The following is a 25,103-nucleotide window of genomic DNA, read 5'->3' as shown; positions in this document are numbered from 1 at the left end:
GCTGAACCCGCAGTCCGGCGGCGGCCTCGCCGTCTACGAGGAGGCCCGCTCCCTGCTCGACTGGGGCTTCGAGGCGGCCGGCCGGGTCGATCCGGTGGGCTCGCTGGACGCCCTGCGGGTGCGGCCGAGGCCCGGTCCGGAGCCGGTGCCGGTGGCCGCCGCCACCGCGCCGGACACCCGGCCCGGCTGGGGGGCGACCGCGGCGATCGCGGTCGCCGCGGCGCTCGGCGCGGGAGCCGTCGTGCTGGCGCTGCGGCTGCTGGGTGTGCGCACGGAACCGAACTGACCGGCCGGCAGCCACAGCAGCAGACCGAGGGTGATCCAGGTGTAGGCGTTGGCGCCGAGGAATCCGTCGACGCCGGAGGCGTCGCGGAACCACAGCCACACCACGCTGGTGCACAGCACCGCGTACAGGACGCCCGCCGGCCGCGCCCGTCCGGCGCGGGCCAGCACGGCGAACGACGGCAGCAGCCAGACCAGATGGTGCACCCAGGTGACCGGGCTGACCAGACAGGCCGTCAGCCCGGTCAGCGCGAACGCGGCGGGCCAGTCCCCCGCCGCGACGGCACGCCGGGACCGCCACGCCCACACGCCCAGCACCAGCAGCACGGCCACCGCCCACCCGCCGTGCCCGGTCTCGCCGAGCCGGGCCAGCACGCCCCGCAGCGACTGGTTGGAGACATACTCCGGCCGGCCCACCCGGCCCGTGTCCCACAGCGCCCGCGTCCAGTAGAAGCGCGAGGCGTCCGGCGCCGCCCAGGCGGCGAACGCCGTCACCGCGGCGGCCACCCCGGTCGCCAGCGCGGCGGCCCGTCCCCGGCGGGCGAGCAGCAGCAGGCCGATGAAGAGCGCCGGGGTGAGCTTGACGGCCGCCGCGAGGCCGATGCCGATCCCCGCCCAGCGGCCCCGGCCCGTGGTCAGCAGCCACGCGTCGCCGAGCACCAGCGCCAGCAGCACCAGGTTGACCTGGCCGAAACTGACGGTGTCGCGGATCGGCTCGAACAGCGCGAGTGCGCAGGCGGCCGACGCGCCGCCGTACCAGCCGTACCGCCGCCGCGCCGGGCCGGTCAGCAGGCGTACGACCGTGGCGAGGGCCGCCAGGTTGAGCAGCAGGGTGAGCACGATCGCGGTGCCCAGGCCGACCAGGGCCAGCGGCAGCATGGCGACGGCCGCGAAGGGCGGATAGGTGAAGCCGTACGGCGTGCCCGGCACCCGGTAGTCGTAGAGGCGGCCGCCGTCGTGGACCCAGTGGCGCACGGCCCCGTGGTAGACGCGCAGGTCGAACCAGTCCCGCAGCAGCGGGACGGTGGCGGTGAAGACGGTCACGGCGGCGACGGCGGCGAGCAGCAGGAGCAGCCGGCGGCAGTCGGTGCGGGCCCGGTTCACGCCGTGCGCCCGAGAGCGGGCGACCGCGCCGCCTGGTGGGCCTGCCACAGGACGACCACGGCGAGGACACCGCCGGAGGCGGCCAGGACCAGCCGGCCGGGGTCCGCCGGGCCGCCGCCGGGCAGCACGGCGAGGGCGAGCACACCGGTCACGGCGGCCGTCCGGTGCCGCACCGGGACGCTGGGGGCGGCCGCGGCGATCAGGAACAGACCCCACAGCGCGTACCAGGGGCGGATCGCCGGGCCGAAGGCGGCCACCACGGCGAGGCTCAGGCCGAGCGCGTACACCGGGCGGGACCGCAGCCGCAGCCAGATGTGGAGCAGCGCGACCGCCGTCAGGACGAGGCCGAGGGCGTGCCAGGCGGGCACGGCGAGCGGGGCGAGGTCGCTGCCCAGACGCTCCAGCAGGGCGCCGGTGGCGCGGCCGAGCAGGGAGATGGGCGCCCAGTTGTGCGCGGAGACCGGGGTGTCGAGGGCGGCCGTCCAGCCGTAACCGGTGCCCGCGGCGGCCGTCGCGGCGACCGTGGTGGCCACCGCCGCGAGGACGATCGTCGGCACGGCCCGGACGGGACGGTGCCCGGCGCGCACCGCGAGCACCACGACCGCGGCGAGCCCCAGCACGGCGGGCGCCTTGACCAGCGCGGCGAGCGTGACGAGGACGGCGCCCAGGACCGGCCTGCGGCCGAGCGCCGCGATCAGGCCGACGCCGAGCAGACCGAGCATCAGGGCGTCGTTGTGCGCGTCGGCCACCAGATGCAGCAGCACCAGCGGATTGAGCAGGCCGAGCCACAGCGCGGCGGCCGGGTCGGCGCCGCTGTGCCGGGCGAGCCGGGGCAGCGCGGCCGCCATCAGGGCCACACCGGCCAGGGCGAGCAGCCGCATCCCCAGCAGCCCGGCGGAAAGTTCGCCGCGGGTCGGACCGGCCAGCGCGGAGGCGGCGGCGAGGAAGACCGGGCCGTAGGGGGCCGCGGTGTGCCGCCACATCGGGGCCACCTCGTCGGCCGCCGGCCCGCCCAGCGCGGACGGCCCGTGCGTGTACACGTCGATCCGGGCGTCCACCATGGCGCCCTGCGCGAGGTAGCTGTAGACGTCCCGGCTGAACAGCGGCGGGGCGAGCAGCAGCGGGGCCGCCCACACGGCGAGGACCAGCAGCAGGGCGCGCGGCGCGGGCGGCCGCGGCCCGTGCACCAGCCGGCCGAGCAGCGCCCAGGCGGCGATCAGCAGCACGAGGCCGAAGTAGACGCCGACCAGGCCGAGGGCGGCGCCGGCCGACGCCGGGGAGAGGAGTTCGCGGACGGGGAGGGCTCCGGCCGTCTCACCGCCCAGGGCGAGGACGCCGGTCCCGGCCAGCCCCAGGAACCGGCAGCGGCGGAGATCGCCGGAGGAAACCATGGCCCACACGCGGTCAGCGTGTCGACGTGGGGTGGCGCGCAGCCGACGGCGAGCCCTCCGGCGGTGAGCCGCGGTGTGACCGGTGGGTGCGGTGAGCGCGGCGTGCGCCGTTCATCACCGGCCACGGTCGGAGGACGCTCAGAAGACAGAGAGGTCCGTCAGGGTGGTGAAGCGGTCCAGGGCCGCCACGCCCGCCACCGAGTTGCCGCGTTCGTCGAGGCCGGGACTCCAGACGCAGAGGGCGCAGCGGCCGGGGACGACCGCGACGATGCCGCCGCCCACGCCGCTCTTGCCGGGCAGGCCCACCCGGTAGGCGAAGTCGCCGGCCGCGTCGTACGTCCCGCAGGTCAGCATCACCGCGTTGATCTGCTTGGCCTGGCTGCGGGTGAGCAGCCGGGAGCCGTCGGCGCGGACCCCGTGCCGGGCCAGGAGGGCGGTGGCGCGGGCCAGGTCGGCGCAGGAGGCCCGCAGGGAGCACTGGCGGAAGTACTGCTCCAGGAGCAGCGGCACGGGGTTGTCGATGTTGCCGTAGGAGGCCATGAAGTGGGCCAGGGCGGCGTTGCGGTCGCCGTGCGCGGCCTCGGAGGCGGCGACCTCCTCGTCGTAGGACAGCGTGGGGTTGCCGGACTCGGCGCGCAGGAAGTCCAGCAGGGCGCCGGCCGCGTCGCCGGTACGGGTCTGGAGGCGGTCGGTGACGACGAGCGCGCCCGCGTTGATGAACGGGTTGCGCGGGATGCCGTTCTCGTACTCCAGCTGGATCAGGGAGTTGAAGGGGTTGCCGGACGGTTCGCGGCCGACGTGCTCCCAGAGTTCGCCGCCCTCGCGGGCGAGGTCCAGGGCGAGGGTGAAGACCTTGGTGACGGACTGCGTGGAGAACGGCTCGCGCCAGTCCCCCACGCCGTACACCGTGCCGTCGAGCTCCGCGACGGCCATGCCGAAGCGACGCGGATCGCAGGCGGCGAGCGCCGGGATGTAGTCGGCGGGTCGGCCGCGGCCGGGGGTCCGCTCGATCTCCTCGGCGATGCGCTCCAGGACCGGCCGGAAGTCCATCGACGATGTCATGATCACCATTGTGCCCGGCGCCCTCGCGGAGGCGGAGAGGGCGAGCGTCCCGGACGCGGGGACCCGCGCGACCGGCCCGGTACGGCCCGGTACGGCCGCGGACGGCGGTCCTTCGGCCGAAGCGGGCCCGCAGCGGCTCAGACGGACACGGGCTCCACCGCACGCACCGCACCCACCGGCTTCCCTCCGCCGAGCAGCGGCTCACCCGCGAAGTCGGTCAGCAGCCGCGGATCCACGCCCGCGCGGACCAGCGCCGCCGCGGCCACCGGTATGCGCGCGCGGTTCGCCCCGTCGGCGATCTTGACGGCGATCGCGCGGCCGTCGGGCAGCGCGGCCACCTGGACGCCCTCGAAGCCGTCCTTGGCGAGCAGCCCGGGGACGGCCCGCATCAGTGCGGCCACGTCCCGGCCGGAGCCGGAGGCCATCTCGGCGTGGGTGCGCATCGCGTCGGCGACCTGGGCCTCGGGGGTGCCGGGCGCGGCGGTGGTGAGGCGGGCGGCGGCACGGGCGAGGCCGTGCAGGGAGACGGCGAACAGCGGCGCTCCGCAGCCGTCGACGGTCACCGCGGCGACCCGCCGGCCGGTCAGCTCCTCCACGGTCTCGGCGATCGCCTGCTGGAGCGGGTGGGCCGGGTCGAGGTAGTCGTCCAGGGGCCAGCCGTTGAGCTTGCTGGTGTACAGCATGGCGGCGTGCTTGCCGGAGCAGTTCTGGGCGAGCCGGGACGGCGGCCGGCCCTCGCGCACCCAGGTGTCGCGGACGGCCGGGTCGTACGGCAGGTCGGGCACGTTGCGCAGGTGGTCCTCGGTGAGACCGGCCGACTCCAGGATGCGCCGGGCGCCGGCGAGGTGGCGTTCCTCGCCGGAGTGGCTGGCGGCGGCGAGCGACAGCAGCTCTCCTCGCAGGGGCAGCCCGGCCCGCACCATCGCGACGGCCTGGACCGGCTTGAGCGCCGAGCGCGGGTAGAACGCGGCCTCGGTGTCGCCGAGCTGGAAGGCGACCTCGCCGTCGGCGCCGAGGACGACGGTGGAGCCGTAGTGGATGCCCTCTATGACGCCGCCGCGGACGAGGTGGGCGACGGGGGCGTGGCGGGGAGCGCGGACATGGGGTGCGTCCGCGAGGGTGCTGTCGTACATCACTGCCTGGTTCGTCGGTGAGGTGGCTTCGGCCGGGACGCGGGTCACGCGTCGGCCCCGGTGGGAGTGTCCGCGCGCTCGGGACGGAGGATGCGGGTGAGGGTCGTCTCGACGCGGTCCAGGTGGTGGGCCATCGCCTCGACGGCGTCGTGCTCGGAACCGGCGGCCAGCGCCTCGACGATCGCCCGGTGCTCGCGGTCGGACTGCTCGCGCCGGCCGCCCAGCTCGTTCAGGAACGCGGACTGGCGGGCCAGCGCGTCCCGGATCTCCTCGATCACCCGGCGGAACACCGGGTTCCGGGCGGCCTCGGCCACGGCCAGGTGGAAGAGGGTGTCCATGGCGACCCAGGCGGTGGTGTCGGTCTCCCGTTCCATCCGGTCCAGCAGGTGGGCCAGGCGGTCCAGGTCCTTCGGGGTGCGGCGCAGGGCCGCGTATCCGGCGACCGGGATCTCGACGTGGCGGCGCACCTCCAGCAGGTCGCCGGCCGCGTAGTCGCCGAAGGTGGGGTCCTCGACGCGGTCGGCCACCACGAAGGTGCCCTTGCCGGTCTTGGCGACGGTCAGGCCGAGGGTCTGCAGTGCCCGCAGGGCCTCCCGCAGGACCGGCCGGGAGACCTCCAGGGTGCGACACAGCTCCGCCTCGGAGGGCAGCTTGTCGCCGATCGCGTACTCGCCGCGTTCGATGGCGCCGCGCAGATGGGACAGGACCGCGTCCATGGCGCTGACGCGGCGCGGTACCACTCCAGCTGTCTGGCTGTCTGACAGGTTCACGAGGGTCGATCCTGCGGGCAGGTCGAGTGGGCTGTCAAGGCGGGACGGGGCCGTCGCCGACCGGCCCGCCCTGTCACCGCCCGCCCTGTCACCGCCCGCCCTGTCACCGCCCGGCCCACCGCTGTCTCCCACACCGCCCGGCCCGCCGCCATGCCGCTATCCCCACACCGCCTGCCCCGACGCCACCCCCGCGAACGCCGCCCCCAGCCCCACCGCCACGCTCGCCACCGCGTTGACGGCGGCCTGTCCGCGCGCGCCGGTCTCGGCCAGGCGGAGGGTCTCGTAGGAGAAGGTCGAGTAGGTGGTCAGGGCGCCGCACAGGCCGGTGCCGAGGAACAGGCGGAGGTGGGAGCCGGCGGCCCCGGCGGTGGCCGCGCCGGTCAACAGGCCGAGGACCAGACAGCCGGTGACGTTGACGATGAAGGTGCCCCAGGGGAAGACCGAGTCGTGGCGGCCCTGCACCGCGCGGTCGGTGAGGTAGCGCAGCGGCGCGCCGATCATGCCGCCGACGACGACCAGCAGCCAGTTCACGCGGGTTCCTCCCGGGCGTCGCGGCGGACGATCTCGCACGGGTCGAGGGTCACCAGCCCCACGTCCGCCAGTTCGTCCAGCTCGGGCAGGAACGCGCGGACGCGTTCCTCGGTGTCGACGATCACCACGGCGACGGGCAGGTCCTCGCTCAGGGAGAGCAGCCGTGAGGTGTGGACCACGCAGGAGGCGCCGAAGCCCTCGACACCCCGGAAGACGCTGGCCCCCGCGAGGCCCGCCGAGTGCGCGCGGTGCACGATCTCGGTGTACAGGGGCCGGTGGTGCCAGGTGTCGTTCTCGCCGACGAGGACGGTGAGACGCAGGCCCCGGCCGGCCGGGCGGGTCATCGCCGCCACCCGGTCAGGAGCCGCCGGGCCGCGACGGCCGCGAGCCACACCGCGGCGAGGGCCGCGCACAGCGTCGCCGCGAGATAGGCGAAGGCGGTGGCGAGGCGGCCCGCGTCGAGCAGGTGCCGGATCTCGACGGCGTACGTCGAGAAGGTGGTGAAGCCGCCGAGGACACCGGTGCCGAAGAACGGGCGGACCAGCGGGTGGGCGGGGCGGACCTCGGTGACGGCCACCAGGAGGACGCCGATCACCGCGCAGCCGACGACGTTGATCCAGAAGGTCGCCCACGGGAACCCGTCCGGTGCGGCGGGCCAGCGGAGGGAGACCGCGTAGCGGGCGGTGGCGCCGAGGCCGCCGCCGAGCGCGACGACGGCGACGATCGGTGCCTGGGCGCGCCCGGCGGACCGCCGCGGGGGCCGGCCGGTCAGGGGCGCGCTGCCGGTGTCGGGGGCTGTCATGGTCGTGCGTCTCCTGCTCGCCGGGCCCGGCAGTGCGGGCGCTGTCCTCGCGAGGAGGGACCGTCGGCGGCCCGGCTGCCGCGGTGGGGAACGGCGGGCCCCACCGCCGCGCCGCGAGGTGATCGCGGCCGGTCAACAGCCTAGCGCCGGGTCCGTGCGGTGGTCATTCCGGGCCGGTGGTCGTTTCGGGGCGGGGCGGTGGTCATATCAGGGCGGGCCGGTGGTCGTTTCGGGGCGGGCCGGTGGTCATTTCGGGGCGGGTGCCGCGCAGACGGCGACGCCGCGTTCGCGGACGCTGCCGAGGACTAGCAGGTCGCCGGTGCGGCAGACGCCGGTGACCATCCGGAAGCCGGAGCGGCGGCGGCTGAGGTGGTGGACGGTGTCGCCGTGGTCGTCGAGGGCGAGCACGCCGATCGTGCCGGAGGGGCGGTAGGGGGCGTGGACGGCTACGCGGGCGGCGGCCCGGCGTACGGCGGGGCCGGTGCGGTGCAGCAGGTCGAGGGGCGGGACGCTCGGGCCGGCCAGGGCCACCCAGATCGGTTCGTCCGGGCCGCCGCGCCAGAGGTTGTCCGGCATGCCCGGCAGGTCCTCGGCGAACGGCTCGGTCCGCCCGGCGCGCGGGCCGGTGAGCCAGTGGCGGACGAGGCGGTACGCGCCGGTCTCGGCGACGACCAGGAAGGACTCGTCGGCGCTCAGGGCCAGCCCGTTGGCGAACTGAAGCCCTTCCAGCACGACTTCCAGGGTGCCGTCGGGGGTGAGCCGCAGCAGCCGTCCGGTGCCGGTGTGTTCGACGATGTCGCCGATCCAGTGGGCGAGGGGGTGGCGGCGGCTGGAGACGGTGACGTACACCGTGCCGTCGGACAGGGCGACGGCGTTGCTGCAGAACCGCAGCCGCTCCCCCGCCACCGAGTCGGCGAGGACGTCGACGGTGCCGTCGGTGAGTCCGACGCGCAGCAGTCCGCGGTCGGCGTCACAGACCAACAGGATGTCGTCGGCGAGGAGTTCGAGGCCGAGCGGGCGGCCGCCGGTGTCGGCGAGGGTGGTGACGCGCGGGGTGCCGTCGAGGCCGTCGAGGCGCAGGACGCGGCCGTCCTCGACGCCGGTCAGCACCCGGCCTTGAGCGTCGGTGACGACGTCCTCGGGCCCCTGGCCGCCGACGTCGACGTAGCGCAGCGGGACGAGGGTGGCGGGTCGGTCCATGGGGGCTGCCCTTCGCGAGGCGGGGCGGTCGGAGGCGGCCATCCTGCCAGGTGCGGGCGGGCCGGGCCGAGGGTGCGGCGGGATCACCGGAACGACCCGAGGTCACCACCCTTTCTCGAACAGCCGCGCCACCTCGGCGATCCGGACCTCGTCGCTGCGGTAGTGGACGCGGCCGTGGACGGTCCGGGCGCGCAGCAGGCCGAGGGCGGTGAGCAGGGTGAGGTGGGTGTCGGCGACCGGGCGGGGCACGCCGAGTTTCGCCGCGACGGTCTCGGCGGTGACGCCGTCCGCGAGCGGGCCGGGGCGGGGCTGTCGCGGGAAGTGCGCGGCGGGGTCCTTGAGCCACTCCAGGATGCGCAGCCGTGTGTCGTTGCCGGGAGTCCTCAGCATCTCGTTCCCCTCGGTCGGGCTCCTCACTGCCCGTGTTCCCGGTGCGGCGGAGGGTGAGACGTCGTATCCCGGACTCCGCGGCCCTTGTCCGGTATCGAACGGTTCTTCGAGCGCTGGGGGCGGGAACGGCCGAGGGTCCGGCCGCGGAGGTGCGTTCTCCCGCGGCCGGACCCTCGGATCCGGAAGGCTGCGATGGCCGAACCGGTTCAGCGCACGCCGGTCGACGTGCTCACCGGTGGCTGAACCACGCCATCGCCGGCAGTGCCCTGTCGTCGTAGCCGAACAGGGCCTGGTTCTCCCAGCCGTTGCCGGAGGCGGCGTCGGTGGGGTCCCAGCCGTTGCCGGTCACGGCGGTCCAGGTGGCCTCCCAGTAGAAGACGCCGAGCCCGCGGCCGTTGGGGACGGCCTCCACGATGCTCGCGATGTCGTTCATCCACCTGGTCTGACCGGCGGTGGTGGCCGGGTAGCCGGAGACCAGTTCTCCGGAGAGGTCGATGATGTTCTCGTGCGTGTCCTCGCTGTCGAGCCGGAAGGGGTAGGCCGTCTCGGCGACGAAGACGGGCTTGGCGTAGCGGGTGGCCGCGTCGTCCAGGGTGGTCTGGAAGTCGTACAGGGAGCCGTGCCAGTACCCGTAGTACGACAGGCCGATGGCGTCGAACTTCACGCCGTTCGCGACGGCCGAGTCGAACCACCAGCGGGTGCCGGTCAGGTCACCGCCCTTGGCGAGGTGCAGCGCCACCTTGGTGGAGGAGCTGACCGCCTTGACCGCGTCGTAGCCGGAGTTGAGCAGTCCGGCCAGCTGGGACCAGTTGCCGGTGGAGCCCTCGTTCCACAGCATGCCACCGTTGATCTCGTTGCCGACCTGGACCATGTCGGCGGTGGTGCCCTGCGCCTTCAGCGCGTTCAGCACGTCGTAGGTGTGGTTGTAGACGTCCGTCTTCAGCTGGCTGTAGGAGTGGCCCGCCCAGGCGACCGGCTTGGACTGGGCGCCCGGGTCGGCCCAGGTGTCCGAGTAGTGGAAGTCGACGAGCAGCTTCATGCCCTGCGCCTTGACGCGCTTGGCGGCGGCGAGGACCCGTGCCTTGTTGTTGTAGCCGTCGGCCGGGTTCACCCAGACCTTCAGCCGCGCGTAGTTCATGCCGGCGGACTTCATCACGGCGAGCGGGTCGGCGAGGGTGCCGGAGGCGGTCCGGTAGACGCCGCCCAGCGCCTCGCTCTTGACGAAGGAGGAGACATCGGCGCCGTGGATCGTGGTGCCGGTCGTGCCCGGGGCGAAGGTCAGGTCGTCGACGTTGATCCAGTTGCCCGCGTTGGCGTCGCTGTTGATGCTGACGGTGCACTGGTTGGTGGTGACCTTGACCGGCACCACGATCCGGATCCAGCCGCTCGCGGAGACCGGCAGGTCGGTGCGCTGTTCGGTGCCGCCACAGTTCTTGAGGGCTATGTAGGCGGAGTTCTGGCCGCCGCCCGAGCGGACCCAGGCGGTCAGCGTGTAGTTGCCGTTGGTCAGCCCGGAGAGGTACTGGTACGTCTCCGCCTTGTAGGCGGTGGACGCCCAGTGGCTCAGCCGGTAGCTGCCGCCGTGGCCGCCGGCCTCGACGAAGGAGGCGCCGGTGGAGCCGTACTCGGACCAGCCGCTCGGGGTGGCCGCGCCGGTGCCGTCGGTCTCGAAACCGCCGTTGGTGAGGGTGCTCGCCGCCTGGGCGGTCTGCGCGGGCAGGAAGGTGAGGGCGAGCCCCGCGGTGAGCGGCAGCAGCAGGGCCCTGAGGGTGCGTCTGGGATGGAACATCGTCGTCCGTCGTCCCTTCGACGTAAGGGGGGATGGGACCTCCGTGCCCTCGGGCAGGCTCCGCACGGGGGCGAGGGAGGCGGCCCCTCCGCCCGCGGCTCTCGCGGCTCGCACGGGCGGAGGGGAGTCGGTTTCGGCCGCGGGGGCCGGGTCGGCCGTGAGGCCGGATCGGCCGTGAGACCGGATCGGTAGCCGGCCGGTTCGATCGCCGGCCGGTTCGATCGCCGGCCGGGCTCAGCCGTCGAGCCGGACGACCCGTACGGAGCCGGCGGGCACCTCCAGGCGGCCCGCGGCGCGTTCGCCGGTCAGCAGTTCGGTTCCGGGCGTCTCCAGCGGCACCTTGGCGTCGGCGCCGGTGTGGTTGATCGCGAACAGGTAGCGGCCCGACCCGCCGGTGCGCAGCACCACTTCGACGTCCCGGGGCAGGTCGGCGCGCGGGGCGAGGCGCGCGTCCTCGCCGGCCCGCGCGAGCACCGCGTCCAGGCCTTCGGCGCCGAGGCGGGTGGAGACGTACCAGGCGGTGCCCTCGCGGAGGCGGTGCCGGGTGACGGCGGGCCGGCCGGCGGTGAGTCCCTCGGCGTACGTCCACACGGTCTCGGCGCCGCGCGGCACCACGAACTCCGTCCACACGTCGGCGGCCAGCTCGCCGCCGCCGGGGCCGGTGAGGCGGACCGTCTCGCCCTTCAGCAGCGGTGAGAACTCCTCGACGGTCAGGCCGAGGACGTCGCGCAGCGCGCCCGGGTAGGCGCCCTCGTGGACGGCGTCGTGCTCGTCGACGATGCCGGAGAAGTACGACACCAGCAGGGTGCCGCCGTTCTCGACGTAGGCCCGGAGGTTGCGTCCGGCCGCCTCGGTCATCAGGTACAGCGCGGGAACCACGACCAGGGGGTAGGACGACAGGTCGGCTTCCGGGTGGGCGAAGTCGACCGTGAGGTGGCGGTCGTAGAGCGCCTCGTAGAAGGCGTCGGCGCGTTCGCGGGCGTCGTGGTCCTCGCTGGGCCGCCAGTCCAGGTTCTGCGCCCACCAGGAGTGCCAGTCCCACAGCACGGCTACGTCGGCGCGGGTGCGGGTGCCGCGGATCTCCTCCAGCGACTCCAAGGAGGCCCCGAGTTCCACCACCTCTCGCCAGACGCGGGTGTCGGTGCCGCCGTGCGGGACCATCGCCGAGTGGAACTTCTCGGCGCCGCGCCGGGACTGCCGCCACTGGAAGAACATGGCGCCCTCGGAGCCGCGCGCCACATGGGCGAGCGAGTTGCGGGCCATCTGGCCGGGGGCCTTGGCGGGGTTGCGGGCCTGCCAGTTGACGCCGGAGGTGGAGTGCTCCAGGAGCAGCCAGGGGGCGCCGCCGGCGACCGAGCGGGTGAGGTCGGCGGCCATCGCGAGGTTGACGTGGGTGCGGCGGCCGTCGGTGATCAGGTAGTGGTCGTTGGTGACGAGGTCGACCTCGCGGCCCCAGGCCCAGTAGTCGAGGGAGTCGCACTGGCTGAGCGCGGTCATGAAGTTGGTGGTCACCGGGACGCCGGGTGAGAGGCGGTGCAGGATGTCCCGCTCCCTGCGGAAGTTCTCGCGGATGGTGGCGTCGGCGAACCGCTTGTAGTCCAGCGCCTGGCCGGGGTTGCCGACGGTGGGCGTGGCGCGCGGCGGGTTGATCTGGTCGAGGCCGGTGTACCGCTGGCCCCAGAAGGCGGTGCCCCAGGCCTCGTTGACCGCCTCGACCGTGCCGTAGGTGGTGGTCAGCCAGCGGCGGAAGTGCGCGGCGCAGTTGTCGCAGTAGCAGGCGGAGACGGGCACGCCGTACTCGTTGTGGACGTGCCACAGGGCGAGCGCGGGGTGGTCGCCGTAGCGCTCGGCGAGGCGGGTGGTGATGTTCGCGGCGGCGGCCCGGTAGTCGGGGTTGCTGTGGCAGATGGCGCCGCGCGAGCCGAACTCGTAGCGGGTGCCGTCGGCGGTGACCGGCAGGGCCTCGGGATGGGCGCGGTAGAACCAGACCGGGGGGACGACGGTGGGGGTGCCGAGGTCGACGCGGACGCCGTTGTCGTGCAGCAGGTCGAGCAGCCGGTCGAGCCAGCCGAAGTCGTACTCGCCCGGCGCCGGCTCCAGCAGCGCCCAGGAGAAGATCCCGACGCTCACCATGGAGACGCCGGCCTCGCGCATCAGCCGGACGTCCTCCTGCCAGACGCTTTCCGGCCACTGTTCGGGGTTGTAGTCCCCACCGAAGGCGAGCCTGGTGAGGCCCTTGGGGCTGGTCTCCGGCATGGATCTCTCCCGGGATGTCGATCATTTGGGAACGTGCACACACACGATCGGTGCTGTGAGCCCAACATAACCGCACAGCAACAACCATTGACAAGTGTCCGGGATGTTTCTCTACTGTGAACGCTCACAGAAGCATGGCAGGTTCTCGCGACAGGCGGGGACCCAGGTCAGGGGAGATATCCATGCCGAACACCAAGCGCCGTCGCCTGGTGGCCACCGCCGTCGCCGTCGCGCTCGGCACCACCGCCCTCGCCGCGTGCGGCTCGGACGAGGGCGACAGCGAGACCCAGTCGGGTCCCGTCTCGCTCACGTACTGGACCTGGACGCCCGGCATGGACAAGGTCGTCGACCTGTGGAACAAGGGCCCGGGCAAGAAGGACCAGATCACCGTCACGGTGAAGAAGCAGGCGTCCGGCGACACGCTCGTCACCAAGATCCTCACCGCGCACAAGGCCGGCAAGGCGCCCGACCTGGTGCAGGCCGAGTACCAGGCGCTGCCCACGCTGGTCAGCAATGACGCGCTCGCCGACATATCGGGCGAGGTCGGTGACGCGAAGGAGAAGTTCGCCGAGGGCGTCTGGCAGCAGACCACGCTGGGCACGGACGCGGTCTACGCGGTGCCGCAGGACATCGGCCCGATGATGTTCTACTACCGCGAGGACCTGTTCAAGGAGTACGGACTGAAGGTCCCGACCACCTGGGAGCAGTTCGCCGAGACCGCCCGCGCGCTGAAGAAGAAGGCCCCGGACAAGGACCTCACCACCTTCTCCGCCAACGACTCCGGCCTCTTCGCGGGCCTCGCCCAGCAGGCCGGCGCCAAGTGGTGGACCACCCAGGGCGAGCAGTGGAAGGTCGGCATCGACGACGCCGCCACCCAGAAGGTCGCGAAGTTCTGGGGCGGCCTCGTGAAGGAGGGCGCCGTCGACAACCAGCCGATGTACACCCCGGCCTGGAACAAGGCGCTCAACACCGGAAAGCAGATCGCCTGGGTCAGTGCCGTCTGGGCCCCCGGCACCCTGACCACCGCCGCGCCCGACACCAAGGGCAAGTGGGCCATGGCCCCGCTGCCCCAGTGGTCCGGCGGCGAGAACGTCACCGGCAGTTGGGGCGGCTCCTCCACCGGTGTCACCACCGACTCCCAGCACAAGGAGGCCGCCGCGAAGTTCGCCGCCTGGCTGAACACCGACGGCGACGCGCTGAACGCGCTGGCCAAGGAGAGCGGCATCTACCCGGCCTCCACCGCCGCCCAGCTCAGCGGCGCCTTCACCGAGTCGCCGGAGTACTTCTCCAACCAGCCCGACTTCTACACCCGGGCCGCCGAGATCGCGCAGACCACCGCGCCGTCCGCGTGGGGCCCGAACGTGAACGTCGCCTACACCACGTTCAAGGACGCCTTCGGCGCCGCCGCCAAGAACAAGTCGGACTTCGTCGCCGCCCTGGAGAGCATGCAGGACGCCACCGTCGCCGACATGGAGAAGCAGGGCTTCGAGGTCGCTCAGTGACAAGCACGGCACGCCGGAAACCGTACGGGGTCAAGGGGGCCCCGTACGGTTTCCTCCTCCCCGCGGCGATCCTCTTCGCCCTCTTCTTCGCACTGCCCATCGGCTACGCGGTCTGGCTCAGCTTCCGCAAGGTGAAGGTCTCGGGCCTCGGCCTGGGCTCCGGCGCCCGCAGCGAGGTCTGGGCCGGCCTGGAGAACTACACCGGCGCCCTGACCGACAGCGAACTGCTGGACGGCGCGCTCCGCGTCCTCGGCTACGGCTGCATCGTCGTCCCGGTGATGCTCGGCCTCGCCCTGCTGTTCGCGCTGATGCTCGACTCCGACAAGGTGCGGCTCGCCCCGTTCACCCGGCTGGCGATCTTCCTCCCGTACGCCATCCCCGGTGTGGTCGCCGCGCTGCTGTGGGGCTTCCTGTACCTGCCGGACGTCAGCCCGTTCTACTTCGTGCTCGACCGGCTGGGCCTGCCGCAACCGGACCTGCTGGACGGCGGGCCGCTCTATCTGGCCCTGTCGAACATCGCGGTCTGGGGCGGCACCGGCTTCAACATGATCGTCATCTACACCTCGCTCCAGTCCATCCCGGCCGAGGTGTACGAGGCGGCCAAGCTGGACGGCGCCACCCCGCTCCAGATCGCGCTGCGCATCAAGATCCCGATGGTGGCGCCCTCGCTGGTGCTCACCTTCTTCTTCTCGATCATCGCGACGCTCCAGGTGTTCAACGAGCCGACCACCCTCAAACCCCTCACCAACTCCGTGTCCACGACCTGGAGTCCGCTGATGAAGGTGTACCAGGACGCCTTCGGCAAGGGTGACATCTACGCGGCGGCCGCCCAGGCGACGATCATCGCCCTGGCCACGCTGCTGCTGTCCTTCGGCTTCCTGCGGGCCGCGAACCGTCGTCAGAAGCAGGAGGGGGCGCGATGAGCTCGCTCGCCATCCGCAAGGCCGACCCAGCCGCGGGCACCACCCCCGGCACCGCCCAGGGCCCGCCGCTGCGCCGCCGGATCGCACTGGTCCCGACCGTGACGCTGCTGCTCGGCGCGCTGTACTGCCTGCTGCCCGTCGCGTGGGTGGTGATCGCCTCCACCAAGTCCGGCAGCGAGCTGTTCTCCACCTTCACCTTCCTGCCGGGCACCGGCTTCGCCGAGAACCTCTCGGACCTGAGCGCCTACCGCGACGGCGTGTACTGGCAGTGGATGGGCAACTCCGCCCTCTACGCGGTCCTGGGCGCCCTGCTCTCCACGGCGGTGTCGTCCTTCGCCGGCTACGCCCTCGCGATCTACCGCTTCCGCGGCCGCGAGACCATGTTCAACGTGCTGCTCGCCGGCGTGCTGATGCCTCCGGTGATCCTGGCGATCCCGCAGTACCTGCTGCTCGCCGAGGCCGACCTCACGGACTCCTACCTGTCGGTGCTGCTGCCGCAGATCCTGTCGCCGTACGGCGTCTACCTCTCCCGTATCTACGCGGCCGCCGCCGTGCCCGCGGACGTGGTGGAGGCCGGACGGATGGACGGTGCGAGCGAGTGGCGGATCTACACCAGGATCGCGCTGCCGATGATGGTGCCCGGACTGGTGACGGTCTTCCTCTTCCAGTTCGTCGCCGTCTGGAACAACTTCCTGCTGCCGTACATCATGCTGAGCGACGACGAGAAGTTCCCGATCACGCTCGGTCTGTACACGCTCCTGGAGCAGGGCGCGAACACCCCGGCGCTGTACACCCTGGTGATCACCGGCGCGTTCCTCGCGGTCATCCCGCTGGTCGCGCTGTTCCTGGTCATCCAGCGCTTCTGGAGCCTGGATCTGCTGTCCGGGGCCGTAAAGTCATGACCATGAGCCATACGGGGGGCAGGCGCAAGCCGCCGACGATCCACGACGTGGCGCGCGAGGCGGGGGTCTCGCGCGGCACCGTCTCACGCGTGCTCAACGGCGGGCACTACGTCAGTCCCGCCGCGCAGGAGGCCGTCGACGCCGCCATCCGCAAGACCGGTTACGTCGTGAACCGGCACGCGCGCTCCCTGATCACCGGCCGCTCGGACTCCGTCGGCTTCCTGCTGACCGAGCCTCAGGAGCGGTTCTTCGAGGACCCCAACTTCAACGTCCTGCTGCGCGGCTGCACCCAGGCGCTGGCCGCGCACGACATCCCGCTGCTGCTGATGCTGGCGGGCACCCAGGACGAACGGCGCCGCATCACGCGGTACATCACCGCCGGACACGTCGACGGGGTGCTGCTGGTCTCCAGCCACTCCGGCGACCCGGTCGCCCAGGAGCTGCGCGAGGCCGGTGTCCCGCTGGTGGCCTGCGGCAAGCCGATCGGCCTCGGCTCCAAGGTCAGTTATGTCGCCGCCGACGACCGGGACGGCGCCCGCGACATGGTCCGGCATCTGCTCTCGCTCGGCCGCCGCCGTGTCGGCGTGGTGACCGGCCCGCTCGACACGCCCGGTGGCGTGGAGCGGCTGGCCGGCTACAAGGAGGTGCTGGCCGAGGAGGGCATCCCGGTCGACGACCGGCTCGTCGTCTCCGGCGACTACAGCCGGGCCAGCGGCGAGGCGGGCGCCGAGCGGCTGCTCGCGCAGGCCCCCGACATGGACGCGGTGTTCGTCGCCTCCGACCTGATGGCCCAGGGCGTGCTCACCGCGCTCCAGCGGGCCGGGCGGCGCGTCCCGGAGGACGTCGCCGTCGGCGGCTTCGACGACTCCCCCGCCGCGGTCGCCGCCAGCCCCGAGCTGACGACCATACGGCAGCCCTGGGACCGGATCAGCGCCGAGATGGTGCGGGTGCTGCTCGCCCAGATCGGCGGCGAGGACCCGGCGGCGGTGATCCTGCCGACCGAGCTGGTCAGACGCCGGTCGACGTGACGCTGGTCAGGCCCCGGCCGCGGTGGTCGCGGGCTCAGGGGCGGGCCAGCAGGGTGCGCACTCCGTCCGAGGTGAGGGTCAGCCCGTGGGCGGAGCTGGCGTCGATGGTGAGGGACAGGTCCTCGGAGGGCCACTGGGCGGCCAGCGCGTTCAGCGGGACCAGGCGGTAGCGGGAGACGAACGGCAGCAGCCCCGCCATCTCCAGCTCGGAGGTGAAGACGGGCACCACCGGAACGCCGTCCGGCTGCTCCAGCACCGGCAGCGCCACGGCGGAGGGGTCGGTCGCGTCCTCCTCGGAGACATCGTCCGGCACCGGGATCAGCACATCGCTGTGGGCGAGCGTGTCCAGCGCGGCGGTGTTCTCGGTGTCCAGGGCGAGCGCGTCGAGCGCCCGCTGGGCGGGGTTGGTGCCGTTCTCGGCGGGTGTGTCGTCCATGGCGGGTCCCCAGGTAGCTGCGGTCGTACGGCGCGCCCGGGCCAAGATCGGACGGGGGCGGTGCTCCTCGCGTACCCGAAGCCGGCGAGACCATTCACCCTCGCCACGGCCGCCTGCGGAAAGCCCGTACGCCCCATCCGTACGTACGCCCGTCCGCGCATGCCACCCGTGCGCCTCCCGTCCGGCGCCGGTGCCGCGCGGGAAAAACCCGCTGACCGTCTTCGTGCGCCCGTGCTTCCATGGCGCGCATGACTTCCCTGGACCGTCTCGGGGCCTTCGTGGCCCTGTCGTTTCTGCTGATCGTGATACCCGGGCCGAGTGTCCTGTTCGTCGTCGGGCGGGCGCTGGCGCAGGGGCGGCGGGCCGCGCTGACCACCGTCGCGGGGAACACGCTCGGCGCGTATGTGCTGGTGGTGGCGGTGGCCCTGGGGGTCGGCACGGTCGTCGAGCGCTCGGTGGTGGTGTTCACGGCGCTGAAGCTCGCGGGGGCCGCCTATCTGATCCACCTCGGTGTGAAGGCGTGGCGGCGGCGGGGCGCGCTGCGGGACTCGTTCACCGGGGAGACGGCCGCCGGTGGGAGCGGGCTGCGGACGCTGTGGGACGGGTTCGCGGTCGGCGTCGCCAATCCGAAGACGATGGTGTTCTTCGCCGCGGTGCTGCCCCAGTTCGTCGATCGCGGCGCCGGGCACGTGGTGGCCCAGATGCTGCTGCTCGGTCTGGTCTTCAACGTCATCGCGCTGGCCTGCGACAGCGTCTGGGGTCTGGCCGCGGCCACGGCCCGCGACTGGTTCGCCCGCTCGCCCCGCCGGCTCTCGCTGGTCGGCGGTGTGGGGGGTCTGACGATGGTGGGGCTGGGTGTGACCGTGGCGGTCACGGGACGCGAGGACTGACCCCGTCCCGGGGCCGCCGAGGTGACGGCGGCCCCGGGACGGACCGGGATCAGACCAGGTCGAAGCGGTCCAGCTCCATGACCTTGACCCACGCCGCGACGAAGTCGTTGACGAACTTCTCCTTCGCGTCGTCGCTCGCGTACACCTCGGCCAGCGCGCGCAGCTCGGAGTTCGAACCGAAGACCAGGTCGGCACGGGTGCCGGCCCACTTCAGCTCACCGGTGACGGCGTCGCGGCCCTCGAAGGTGGTCTGGTCCTCGGAGGTCGACTTCCAGGTCGTGCCCAGGTCGAGCAGGTTGGCGAAGAAGTCGTTGGTCAGCGCGCCCGGGGTCGTGGTGAAGACACCCAGCTGCGAGCCCTGGTGGTTGGCGCCGAGCACCCGCAGACCACCGACGAGCACCGTCAGCTCGGGGGCGCTCAGGGTGAGCAGGTTCGCCCGGTCGAGCAGCAGGAACTCGGCCGGCAGGCGGTTGCCCTTGCCGAGGTAGTTGCGGAAGCCGTCGGCGGTCGGCTCCAGCGCGGCGAAGGACTCCACGTCGGTGTGCTCCTCGGTCGCGTCGACGCGGCCGGGGGTGAAGGGCACCTCGATGTCGAAGCCGGCGTCCTTGGCGGCCTTCTCGACCGCGGCGGAGCCGCCGAGGACGATCAGGTCGGCGAGGGACACCTTCTTGGCGCCGGTGTTGTACTCCTGCTGGATGCTCTCCAGGGTGCGCAGGACGACGGCGAGCTCGTCGGGGTCGTTGACCTCCCAGCCGCGCTGCGGCTCCAGGCGGATCCGGGCGCCGTTGGCGCCGCCGCGCTTGTCGCTGCCGCGGAACGTCGAGGCCGACGCCCAGGCGGTGCTGACCAGCTGCGCCACGGTCAGGCCCGAGTCGAGCAGCTTGGCCTTGAGCGCCGCGACGTCCGCGGCGCCGATGACCTCGCCCTCGGCCTCCGGCAGCGGGTCCTGCCACAGCAGGGTCTCCTCCGGGACCTCCGGGCCGAGGTACAGCGACTTCGGGCCCATGTCGCGGTGGGTCAGCTTGTACCAGGCGCGCGCGAAGGCGTCCGCGAACTGGTCCGGGTTCTCGTAGAAGCGGCGGGAGATCTGCTCGTAGACCGGGTCGAAGCGCAGCGACAGGTCGGTGGTGAGCATCGTCGGCCGGTGCTTCTTCGACGGGTCGTGCGCGTCCGGGATGATCGCCTCGGCGTCCTTGGCGACCCACTGCTTGGCGCCGGCCGGGGACTCGGTCAGCTCGTACTCGAACTCGAACAGGTTCTTGAAGAAGCCGTTGCTCCACTGCGTGGGCGTGCTGGTCCAGGTCACCTCCAGGCCGGAGGTGATGGTGTCGCCGCCCTTGCCGGTGCCGTAGGTGCTCTTCCAGCCGAGGCCCTGCTCCTCCAGGGAGGCGGCCTCGGGGTCGTTGCCGACGTGGTCGGCCGGGCCGGCGCCGTGGGTCTTGCCGAAGGTGTGGCCGCCGGCGATGAGCGCGACGGTCTCCTCGTCGTTCATCGCCATGCGGCGGAACGTCTCACGGATGTCGCGGGCGGCGGCCAGCGGGTCCGGGTTGCCGTTGGGGCCCTCGGGGTTGACGTAGATCAGGCCCATCTGGACCGCGCCGAGCGGGCTCTCCAGCTCGCGGTCGCCGGAGTAGCGCTTGTCGTCGAGCCAGGTGGTCTCGGGACCCCAGTAGACGTCCTCCTCCGGCTCCCAGACGTCCTCGCGGCCACCGGCGAAGCCGAAGGTCTCGAAGCCCATGGTCTCCAGGGCGACGTTGCCGGCGAGGATCATCAGGTCGGCCCAGGACAGGCTCTGGCCGTACTTCTTCTTCACCGGCCACAGCAGGCGGCGGGCCTTGTCCAGGTTGGCGTTGTCCGGCCAGCTGTTCAGCGGGGCGAAGCGCTGCTGGCCGGCGCCGGCGCCACCGCGGCCGTCGCTGATCCGGTAGGTGCCGGCGCTGTGCCAGGCCATCCGGATGATGAGCGGACCGTAGTGGCCGAAGTCGGCGGGCCACCAGTCCTGGGAGGTGGTGAGCACCTCGGCGATGTCCCGTTTCACGGCCGGGAGATCGAGGCTCTTGAAGGCCTCGGCGTAGTCGAAGTCCGCACCGAGCGGGTTCGCCACGGCGGGGTTCTTGGCGAGGATCTTCACATTGAGCCGCTCCGGCCACCACTGGCGGTTGCCGCCGCCCTGGGTGGGGTGCAGGGCGCGCCCGTGCGCGACCGGGCAGCCTCCGGTGCTCTCGGCCTTGGGGTCGGTGACGATCGCATCGGGGTTCTCAGCCATGGGAAACCTTCCGAACTAGTGGATCACAGTGCTCAGGAACTGCGTGCTCAGGAACTGCGTGCTCAGGAACTGCTGGTGGAACAGTCGGGACACAGGCCCCAGTAGATGACCTCGGCCTCGTCGACGGCGAAGCCGTGGTCGTCGGAAGCGGTCAGGCAGGGGGCATGACCCACCGCGCAGTCGACGTCGGCGACGACGCCGCACGAGCGGCACACGAGGTGATGGTGGTTGTCCCCGACGCGCCCCTCGTAGAGGGTCGGGCTGCCGGGGGGTTCGAGGCGGCGGACGAGTCCCGCCGCGGCGAGCGCGTGCAGCGCCTCGTACACGGCCTGGAGGGAGACGTGGCCCACGCGCTCGCGCACTCCCTCGGCGATGGCCTCGACACCGAGGTGGTCACCGCTGCGCACGGTGTCGAGCATCGCGACGCGCGCGGCCGTCACCCGCAGGCCGGCGCCGCGCAGTTCGTCGGCGGCGCTCGGGGTCCCGGATGCGGTCATGGGGCAAACCTAGCGGGTAAACACGAACAATTAAAGAAAACAAACTCTTCAAGTTGGATGGCCGTGCGGGGTGGGCTGCGCGGCGCGGGAGTGACGCGCCCGAGCCGCGCCTCGGAGGGCGGCCGTCAGCCGCTGTGGACGCTCACCTCGTGGAGCGAATAACCCCAGCCGGTGCCGCGCTCCACGCCGACGACCCGGACGTGTCGGGCGGGCGTACGGGTGAACCGCGCGGTGTCCAGACCGCCGTCGCCGGCCGTGGTGGACCAGACGGTCCGCCAGGTGGTGCCGTCGGTGGACAGCTCGATGCGGTACGCCTTGCCGTACGCGCGTTCCCAGTCGAGGGTGACGCGGCCGACGAGGTGGGTGGCGCCCAGGTCGACGCGCAGCCACTGGGCGTCGCTCCACTCGCTGGCCCAGCGGGTGTCCCGGTCGCCGTCCACGGCCCGGCCCGGGGCGTGGCTGGTGAAGGGGTTCCACCACTCGGCGGAGCTGGCGGTGGCCGTGCCGCCCGCGGCGAGATCGGTCTCCGCGCGGTGCCGTTCGGAGGCTCCCCAGGTGTCGAGGTAGGACTCGGCGCCGCGGAAGAGGTCGTCCACCACGTCCTGGCCGGCGCGGAGCCGGATGTCCTCGATCCAGTCGGGGACGAGGCCGTAGTGGGCGGCGCCGTCGGTGTTCAGGTCCCAGGTGCGGGAGCCGGTGGTCTGGCGGTCGATGACGGAGCCGCCGTCGACGCTGCGGAAGGGGTAGCGGACCGGGTCGGGGGCGTCGGCGCCGCGCGGGGCGGGCCAGCCGCCGACGCCGTTCATGTCGGTGCCGTAGCCGTAGCCGACGCCGTACTTGTCGCGCAGCGCGTCGGTGCGTTCCGCCTCGGCACCGAAGCCCTCGGAGCCGTGCATGTACTGGGCGACGAAGCCGCCGAGACCGTAGACCCGCTCGGTCCAGTCGAGGTCCATCCAGCTGTGCGAGGAGAGGACGCCGGGGTAGGACTCGGCCTCGAAGATGTCGAGCACCCGGCCGGTGGCCTTGACGCTCATGTGGTCGATCTCCAGCATCATCTTGCGCTGCATCATGCCGCGCACCGCGTACTCGCCGAGCGCGGTGAGCCCGCGGGTGTTGCACCGGGCGTCCGTGTCGTAGGCGGGGACCGCGACGCCCTCCGGGAGCCGTTTCTCGGCCGCGGGGGCGGCGGCGAGGCCGATGGGGTTGTCGGCCTGCGGTCCGGCGCACTTCTCGGTCTTCCAGAAGGTGCCGGTGGACAGGAACTGTCCGACGTTGATGGCGGTGCCGAGGGTGCCCGAGTCGAAGCGGACGCCGCACAGCGCGTTGTCGAACTTGTGGCAGAGGAACATGCTGCGCACGCCGAGCGCGTACAGCTCGTCCAGGCCCTTGTCGATGTCCTCCTTGCCGCACTGCGCGATGTCCAGGATCTGCTTGCAGCCGAAGGGTTCGGAGGTCTCGACGCCCAGGATCACGGCCAGCTTGCCCTGTTCGACGACGTCGCGGGCCTGCGCGCTGTCGGTGACGACGCGGAACCAGCCCTTGCCGGGACCGCCGTACATCCGGTCGACGTACGCCTGGAGGTCGTAGGTCAGCTTGGCCTGGAGGCGGATCGACGTCATCTCGTCGCAGCCGCGGTCCTTGAAGAAGTAGACCGAGCAGATCACGCCGTTGGTGACGAGGTCGTTGACGAGCACCCGCTGGCCGCCGCGCCAGGCGCGCTCCACCCAGGCGTAGTAGTTCTGCTGGTGGGTCAGCGAGTCGTGGGCGGGCCAGTCCTTGAAGGTGGGCCAGCCGACCGGGTCGTGCTTGCCGTCGCCGCCGCCCGTGATGAAGTCGAAGACGGCGAGGGAGCCGTCGGGGTAGTGCTCGGGGCAGTCCTTGAGGGCGTCGGCGATGCCCGCCTCGGAGAAGGGCCTGCCGCAGATGAGGCGGCCGCCGAAGGCCTCGTTGGAGAACAGGTGGTTGTGCGCGTCGACGAACCCGCGCACCTCGCCGCGGGCGTTCGTGCCGGTGAAGGGCTCGCCGGTGACGCCGATCCCGGAGTCCGGGGCCGGCCGTGCGGTCGGGTTCCACCAGTCGGTGCCGGCGGCGGAGCTCGGCGCGGGGCCGAGGGTCATGGCCAGCACCAGGAGCAGCAGCGAGACGACGGTGAGGTGCTTGCGCGAATGGTGCGAGCGTCGGGTCATGGTCTGCCCTCGTCCCTCGATGCCCGGCACCTTGTCATGTCCGGCGCAAGTTACTCGCCAGTGTCGTCAGGGGTCCATGAAGAGTCAAGGTGCGCGGCCGGTCACACTGTCCGGTGTGAACGACTACCGCCCGGTGCACCGGGACCCCGCCCCGGAGTGGTACGGGCGTCTGCGCGTGCGGACCGACGACCTCGGACCCGCCCGATGGCTCACCGAACGCTCCCTGGGCCACGGCGACTTCGGGACGGTCGCCGGGGTGGCCGCACCCGGATTCCCGGCCTACGTCCGCGTACTGCATCCCGCGTCGCTGGACGAGCGGCCGGTGCGCTGGGCGACGGTGGCCGCCGCGTACGGCCGCCCGCTCGCGCCGGGCACCCGCTGGCACCGGCTCACCGGCATGGACGTGTACTACCAGAACGCCTCCGAGTACGGCCTGCCCGGCGTGTGGGACGAGCACCCCGCCGAGGGCCCGACCCCGCCCGAGGTCGCCCGCGCCCTCCTCCCCGTCCTCGCCCGGCACACCCGCACCCCGGACCGCTGCTGGTTCGGCCTGTGGAGCGGCTACGGAACCTGGGACTTCGACGCGCTGCCGTCCTTCGAGACGCCCGGCCGTGACGAGATCCTGCTCACCGGCACGCTGGCCGACGCGGTCTCCCCCGTCTCCATGGACGAGTTCGCCGAGCTGCCGGACCTGTGGTGGCCCGAGGACCGCGCCTGGTGCGTGGGCGGCGACGTGGACCTGGTGAGCACCTACGTCGGCGGTCCGCAGTCCCTGATCGCCGAACTGCTGGCCTCGCCGGAGCTGGAGGCGTTCCCGGTGGCGGCGGGGGACCCGGTGAGCTGAGGGGCGGGAATATCGCCTCGTCCCTCGGTGGGTGCCGTGAGACGATCACTCCCGCTTTCCCGCCGGTCCCGGCCAACAGGAGGATGACGATGTACGCGATATCGCTGGGCGACGACGCTGCGGAGCTGCGGCCGTTGGAGCCCTGGCGGGCCGAGGAGTTCCTGGCGCACATGGACCGGGGGCGGGAGTTCGTCGGGCGGTTCATCGGGCTGGCCGACGCGGTCAGCGATCTGGAGTCGAGCCGCGCGTTCCTCCAGGCCTACGCGGAGAAGGCGGCGGCCGACACCGGCCGCGTCTTCGGCATCTGGGTGGACGGCGAGCTGGTCGGCGGTGTCCTCTTCCGGACGATGGACGTCGCGCAGGGCACCGCCGAGGCCGGCTGCTGGCTGGAGCCGTCGGCGGTGGGCAAGGGCCTGGTGACCCGCGCCGTCCGCGTCATCGTCGACTGGGCCGTCGAGGAGCGGGGCATCCACCGCGTGGAGTGGCTGGCCGCGTCGGGGAACGAGGCCAGCATCGCGGTGGCCCGGCGGCTGGGGATGACGCGCGAGGGCGTCCTGCGGGAGTACTTCCTGTACCGGGGCCAGCGGTACGACATCGAGGTCTGGTCGATCCTCGCGCCGGAGTGGCGGGCCGCCAGGCAGGCCTAGGGCCTGTCTGACAATTCCCGTCGTCCGCCCGGAGGGCGGGCTCCGCGGCGCCTGGTGCGTGCGATCGCAAGGCGCCGGAGCACCCTCGTGGCGGAGCCACGTGGGTGATTCGGCAACGCGGCGAGCGCGCGTGCCAGGCACCGCGGAGCAGGCGGGAATTGTCAGGCAGGCCCTAGTTGTATTGACCCGCAGGGTTGTTCACGCGGGTGATGGGTGGCTGGCCGCCGAGTGCGGTGTGGCAGCGGTGGTGGTTGTAGGTGTGCAGGAAGTCT

23 protein-coding genes and 1 pseudogene are annotated in these 25,103 nt (G+C 72.6%); 7 read left to right on the top strand and 17 right to left on the bottom strand.

Annotation, left to right across the window (positions count from 1 at the left end):
* Positions 1 to 33 precede the first annotated feature (33 nt).
* The 12 genes from ABT232_RS30935 to ABT232_RS30880 all read right to left on the bottom strand — a co-directional run bounded on the left by ABT232_RS30935 (position 34) and on the right by ABT232_RS30880 (position 12,710).
* Positions 34 to 1,386, bottom strand: coding sequence for a glycosyltransferase 87 family protein (locus tag ABT232_RS30935; RefSeq protein WP_351845951.1), 1,353 nt, complete (start codon positions 1,384 to 1,386; stop codon positions 34 to 36).
* Positions 1,383 to 2,819, bottom strand: coding sequence for a polyprenol phosphomannose-dependent alpha 1,6 mannosyltransferase MptB (mptB, locus tag ABT232_RS30930; protein ID WP_351846060.1), 1,437 nt, complete (start codon positions 2,817 to 2,819; stop codon positions 1,383 to 1,385). The genes ABT232_RS30935 and mptB overlap by 4 nt, the downstream gene beginning before the upstream one ends.
* A 96-nt stretch (positions 2,820 to 2,915) precedes the next feature.
* Positions 2,916 to 3,848: a glutaminase gene (locus ABT232_RS30925; RefSeq protein WP_351845948.1), complete on the bottom strand. Its 933-nt coding sequence runs from the start codon at positions 3,846 to 3,848 to the stop codon at positions 2,916 to 2,918.
* 128 nt (positions 3,849 to 3,976) lie between these two features.
* Positions 3,977 to 4,972: an asparaginase gene (locus ABT232_RS30920; protein WP_351845945.1), complete on the bottom strand. Its 996-nt coding sequence runs from the start codon at positions 4,970 to 4,972 to the stop codon at positions 3,977 to 3,979.
* 44 nt (positions 4,973 to 5,016) lie between these two features.
* Positions 5,017 to 5,742 (bottom strand): FadR/GntR family transcriptional regulator, encoded by a 726-nt coding sequence (locus ABT232_RS30915; protein WP_351845943.1) that lies wholly within the window; start codon positions 5,740 to 5,742, stop codon positions 5,017 to 5,019.
* 156 nt (positions 5,743 to 5,898) lie between these two features.
* Entirely contained in the window at positions 5,899 to 6,273 is a 375-nt protein-coding gene (crcB, locus tag ABT232_RS30910; protein WP_351845940.1) for a fluoride efflux transporter CrcB, read from the bottom strand.
* Complete coding sequence (locus ABT232_RS30905) at positions 6,270 to 6,617, bottom strand: DUF190 domain-containing protein (RefSeq protein WP_351845938.1); 348 nt, start codon at positions 6,615 to 6,617, stop codon at positions 6,270 to 6,272. Before ABT232_RS30905 ends, crcB (ABT232_RS30910) begins: the two co-directional genes overlap by 4 nt.
* A complete protein-coding gene (gene crcB, locus ABT232_RS30900; protein WP_351845936.1) occupies positions 6,614 to 7,075 on the bottom strand; it encodes a fluoride efflux transporter CrcB in 462 nt (153 codons plus the stop codon). Before crcB (ABT232_RS30900) ends, ABT232_RS30905 begins: the two co-directional genes overlap by 4 nt.
* A 246-nt stretch (positions 7,076 to 7,321) precedes the next feature.
* Positions 7,322 to 8,275, bottom strand: a complete 954-nt coding sequence (locus tag ABT232_RS30895; RefSeq protein WP_351845934.1) for an SMP-30/gluconolactonase/LRE family protein — start codon at positions 8,273 to 8,275, stop codon at positions 7,322 to 7,324.
* A gap of 102 nt (positions 8,276 to 8,377) precedes the next feature.
* Entirely contained in the window at positions 8,378 to 8,665 is a 288-nt protein-coding gene (locus tag ABT232_RS30890; RefSeq protein WP_351845932.1) for a helix-turn-helix domain-containing protein, read from the bottom strand.
* Positions 8,666 to 8,894: 229 nt separating this feature from the next.
* Positions 8,895 to 10,454, bottom strand: coding sequence for a glycoside hydrolase family 53 protein (locus ABT232_RS30885; protein ID WP_351845930.1), 1,560 nt, complete (start codon positions 10,452 to 10,454; stop codon positions 8,895 to 8,897).
* 234 nt (positions 10,455 to 10,688) lie between these two features.
* On the bottom strand, positions 10,689 to 12,710 hold the full coding sequence (locus tag ABT232_RS30880; RefSeq protein WP_351845928.1) for a beta-galactosidase: 2,022 nt from the start codon (positions 12,708 to 12,710) through the stop codon (positions 10,689 to 10,691).
* Between the two features lie 182 nt (positions 12,711 to 12,892).
* Here ABT232_RS30880 and ABT232_RS30875 point away from each other — a divergent pair, with 182 nt between their 5' ends.
* Genes ABT232_RS30875 through ABT232_RS30860 form a run of 4 tightly spaced genes read left to right on the top strand, consistent with a single transcriptional unit; the run spans position 12,893 to position 17,065 of the window.
* Positions 12,893 to 14,212, top strand: coding sequence for an ABC transporter substrate-binding protein (locus ABT232_RS30875; protein WP_351845926.1), 1,320 nt, complete (start codon positions 12,893 to 12,895; stop codon positions 14,210 to 14,212).
* Positions 14,209 to 15,135: a carbohydrate ABC transporter permease gene (locus ABT232_RS30870; protein ID WP_351845923.1), complete on the top strand. Its 927-nt coding sequence runs from the start codon at positions 14,209 to 14,211 to the stop codon at positions 15,133 to 15,135. The genes ABT232_RS30875 and ABT232_RS30870 overlap by 4 nt, the downstream gene beginning before the upstream one ends.
* Positions 15,132 to 16,037, top strand: coding sequence for a carbohydrate ABC transporter permease (locus ABT232_RS30865; RefSeq protein WP_351845921.1), 906 nt, complete (start codon positions 15,132 to 15,134; stop codon positions 16,035 to 16,037). Before ABT232_RS30870 ends, ABT232_RS30865 begins: the two co-directional genes overlap by 4 nt.
* Positions 16,034 to 17,065, top strand: a complete 1,032-nt coding sequence (locus ABT232_RS30860) for a LacI family DNA-binding transcriptional regulator (RefSeq protein ID WP_351845918.1) — start codon at positions 16,034 to 16,036, stop codon at positions 17,063 to 17,065. The genes ABT232_RS30865 and ABT232_RS30860 overlap by 4 nt, the downstream gene beginning before the upstream one ends.
* A gap of 34 nt (positions 17,066 to 17,099) precedes the next feature.
* Here ABT232_RS30860 and ABT232_RS30855 read toward each other — a convergent pair whose 3' ends face one another.
* Positions 17,100 to 17,501 (bottom strand): SseB family protein, encoded by a 402-nt coding sequence (locus ABT232_RS30855; RefSeq protein ID WP_351845915.1) that lies wholly within the window; start codon positions 17,499 to 17,501, stop codon positions 17,100 to 17,102.
* 248 nt (positions 17,502 to 17,749) lie between these two features.
* Here ABT232_RS30855 and ABT232_RS30850 point away from each other — a divergent pair, with 248 nt between their 5' ends.
* Entirely contained in the window at positions 17,750 to 18,391 is a 642-nt protein-coding gene (locus tag ABT232_RS30850) for a LysE family translocator (protein ID WP_351845912.1), read from the top strand.
* A 49-nt stretch (positions 18,392 to 18,440) separates the two neighbouring features.
* On the opposite strand, the gene katG is transcribed toward ABT232_RS30850, so the two are convergent.
* The 3 genes from katG to ABT232_RS30835 form a co-directional block, all read right to left on the bottom strand.
* Positions 18,441 to 20,657: a catalase/peroxidase HPI gene (katG, locus tag ABT232_RS30845; RefSeq protein WP_351845909.1), complete on the bottom strand. Its 2,217-nt coding sequence runs from the start codon at positions 20,655 to 20,657 to the stop codon at positions 18,441 to 18,443.
* A 62-nt stretch (positions 20,658 to 20,719) separates the two neighbouring features.
* A complete protein-coding gene (locus ABT232_RS30840; RefSeq protein WP_351845906.1) occupies positions 20,720 to 21,154 on the bottom strand; it encodes a Fur family transcriptional regulator in 435 nt (144 codons plus the stop codon).
* A 125-nt stretch (positions 21,155 to 21,279) separates the two neighbouring features.
* Complete coding sequence (locus ABT232_RS30835; RefSeq protein WP_351845904.1) at positions 21,280 to 23,340, bottom strand: galactose-binding domain-containing protein; 2,061 nt, start codon at positions 23,338 to 23,340, stop codon at positions 21,280 to 21,282.
* Between the two features lie 115 nt (positions 23,341 to 23,455).
* On the opposite strand from ABT232_RS30835, the gene ABT232_RS30830 reads away from it, so the two are divergent.
* The gene (locus ABT232_RS30830) at positions 23,456 to 24,184 is read left to right on the top strand and encodes a hypothetical protein (protein ID WP_351845902.1); all 729 of its coding nucleotides are present in this window, start codon (positions 23,456 to 23,458) and stop codon (positions 24,182 to 24,184) included.
* A gap of 89 nt (positions 24,185 to 24,273) precedes the next feature.
* Positions 24,274 to 24,831 carry a GNAT family N-acetyltransferase gene (locus ABT232_RS30825; RefSeq protein WP_351845899.1) on the top strand — a complete coding sequence of 186 codons (558 nt, stop codon included), beginning with the start codon at positions 24,274 to 24,276 and terminating at the stop codon, positions 24,829 to 24,831.
* Between the two features lie 172 nt (positions 24,832 to 25,003).
* On the opposite strand, the pseudogene ABT232_RS30820 reads toward ABT232_RS30825, so the two are convergent.
* Positions 25,004 to 25,103: pseudogene (locus ABT232_RS30820) on the bottom strand (IS481 family transposase); the annotation flags it as partial.

Origin of the sequence: Streptomyces sp. NPDC001532 (assembly GCF_040298625.1) — a bacterium.
Taxonomy (GTDB): domain Bacteria; phylum Actinomycetota; class Actinomycetes; order Streptomycetales; family Streptomycetaceae; genus Streptomyces.
The sequence above is the reverse complement of the archived record's forward strand: the minus strand, read 5'-3'. Positions and strand labels throughout refer to the sequence as shown.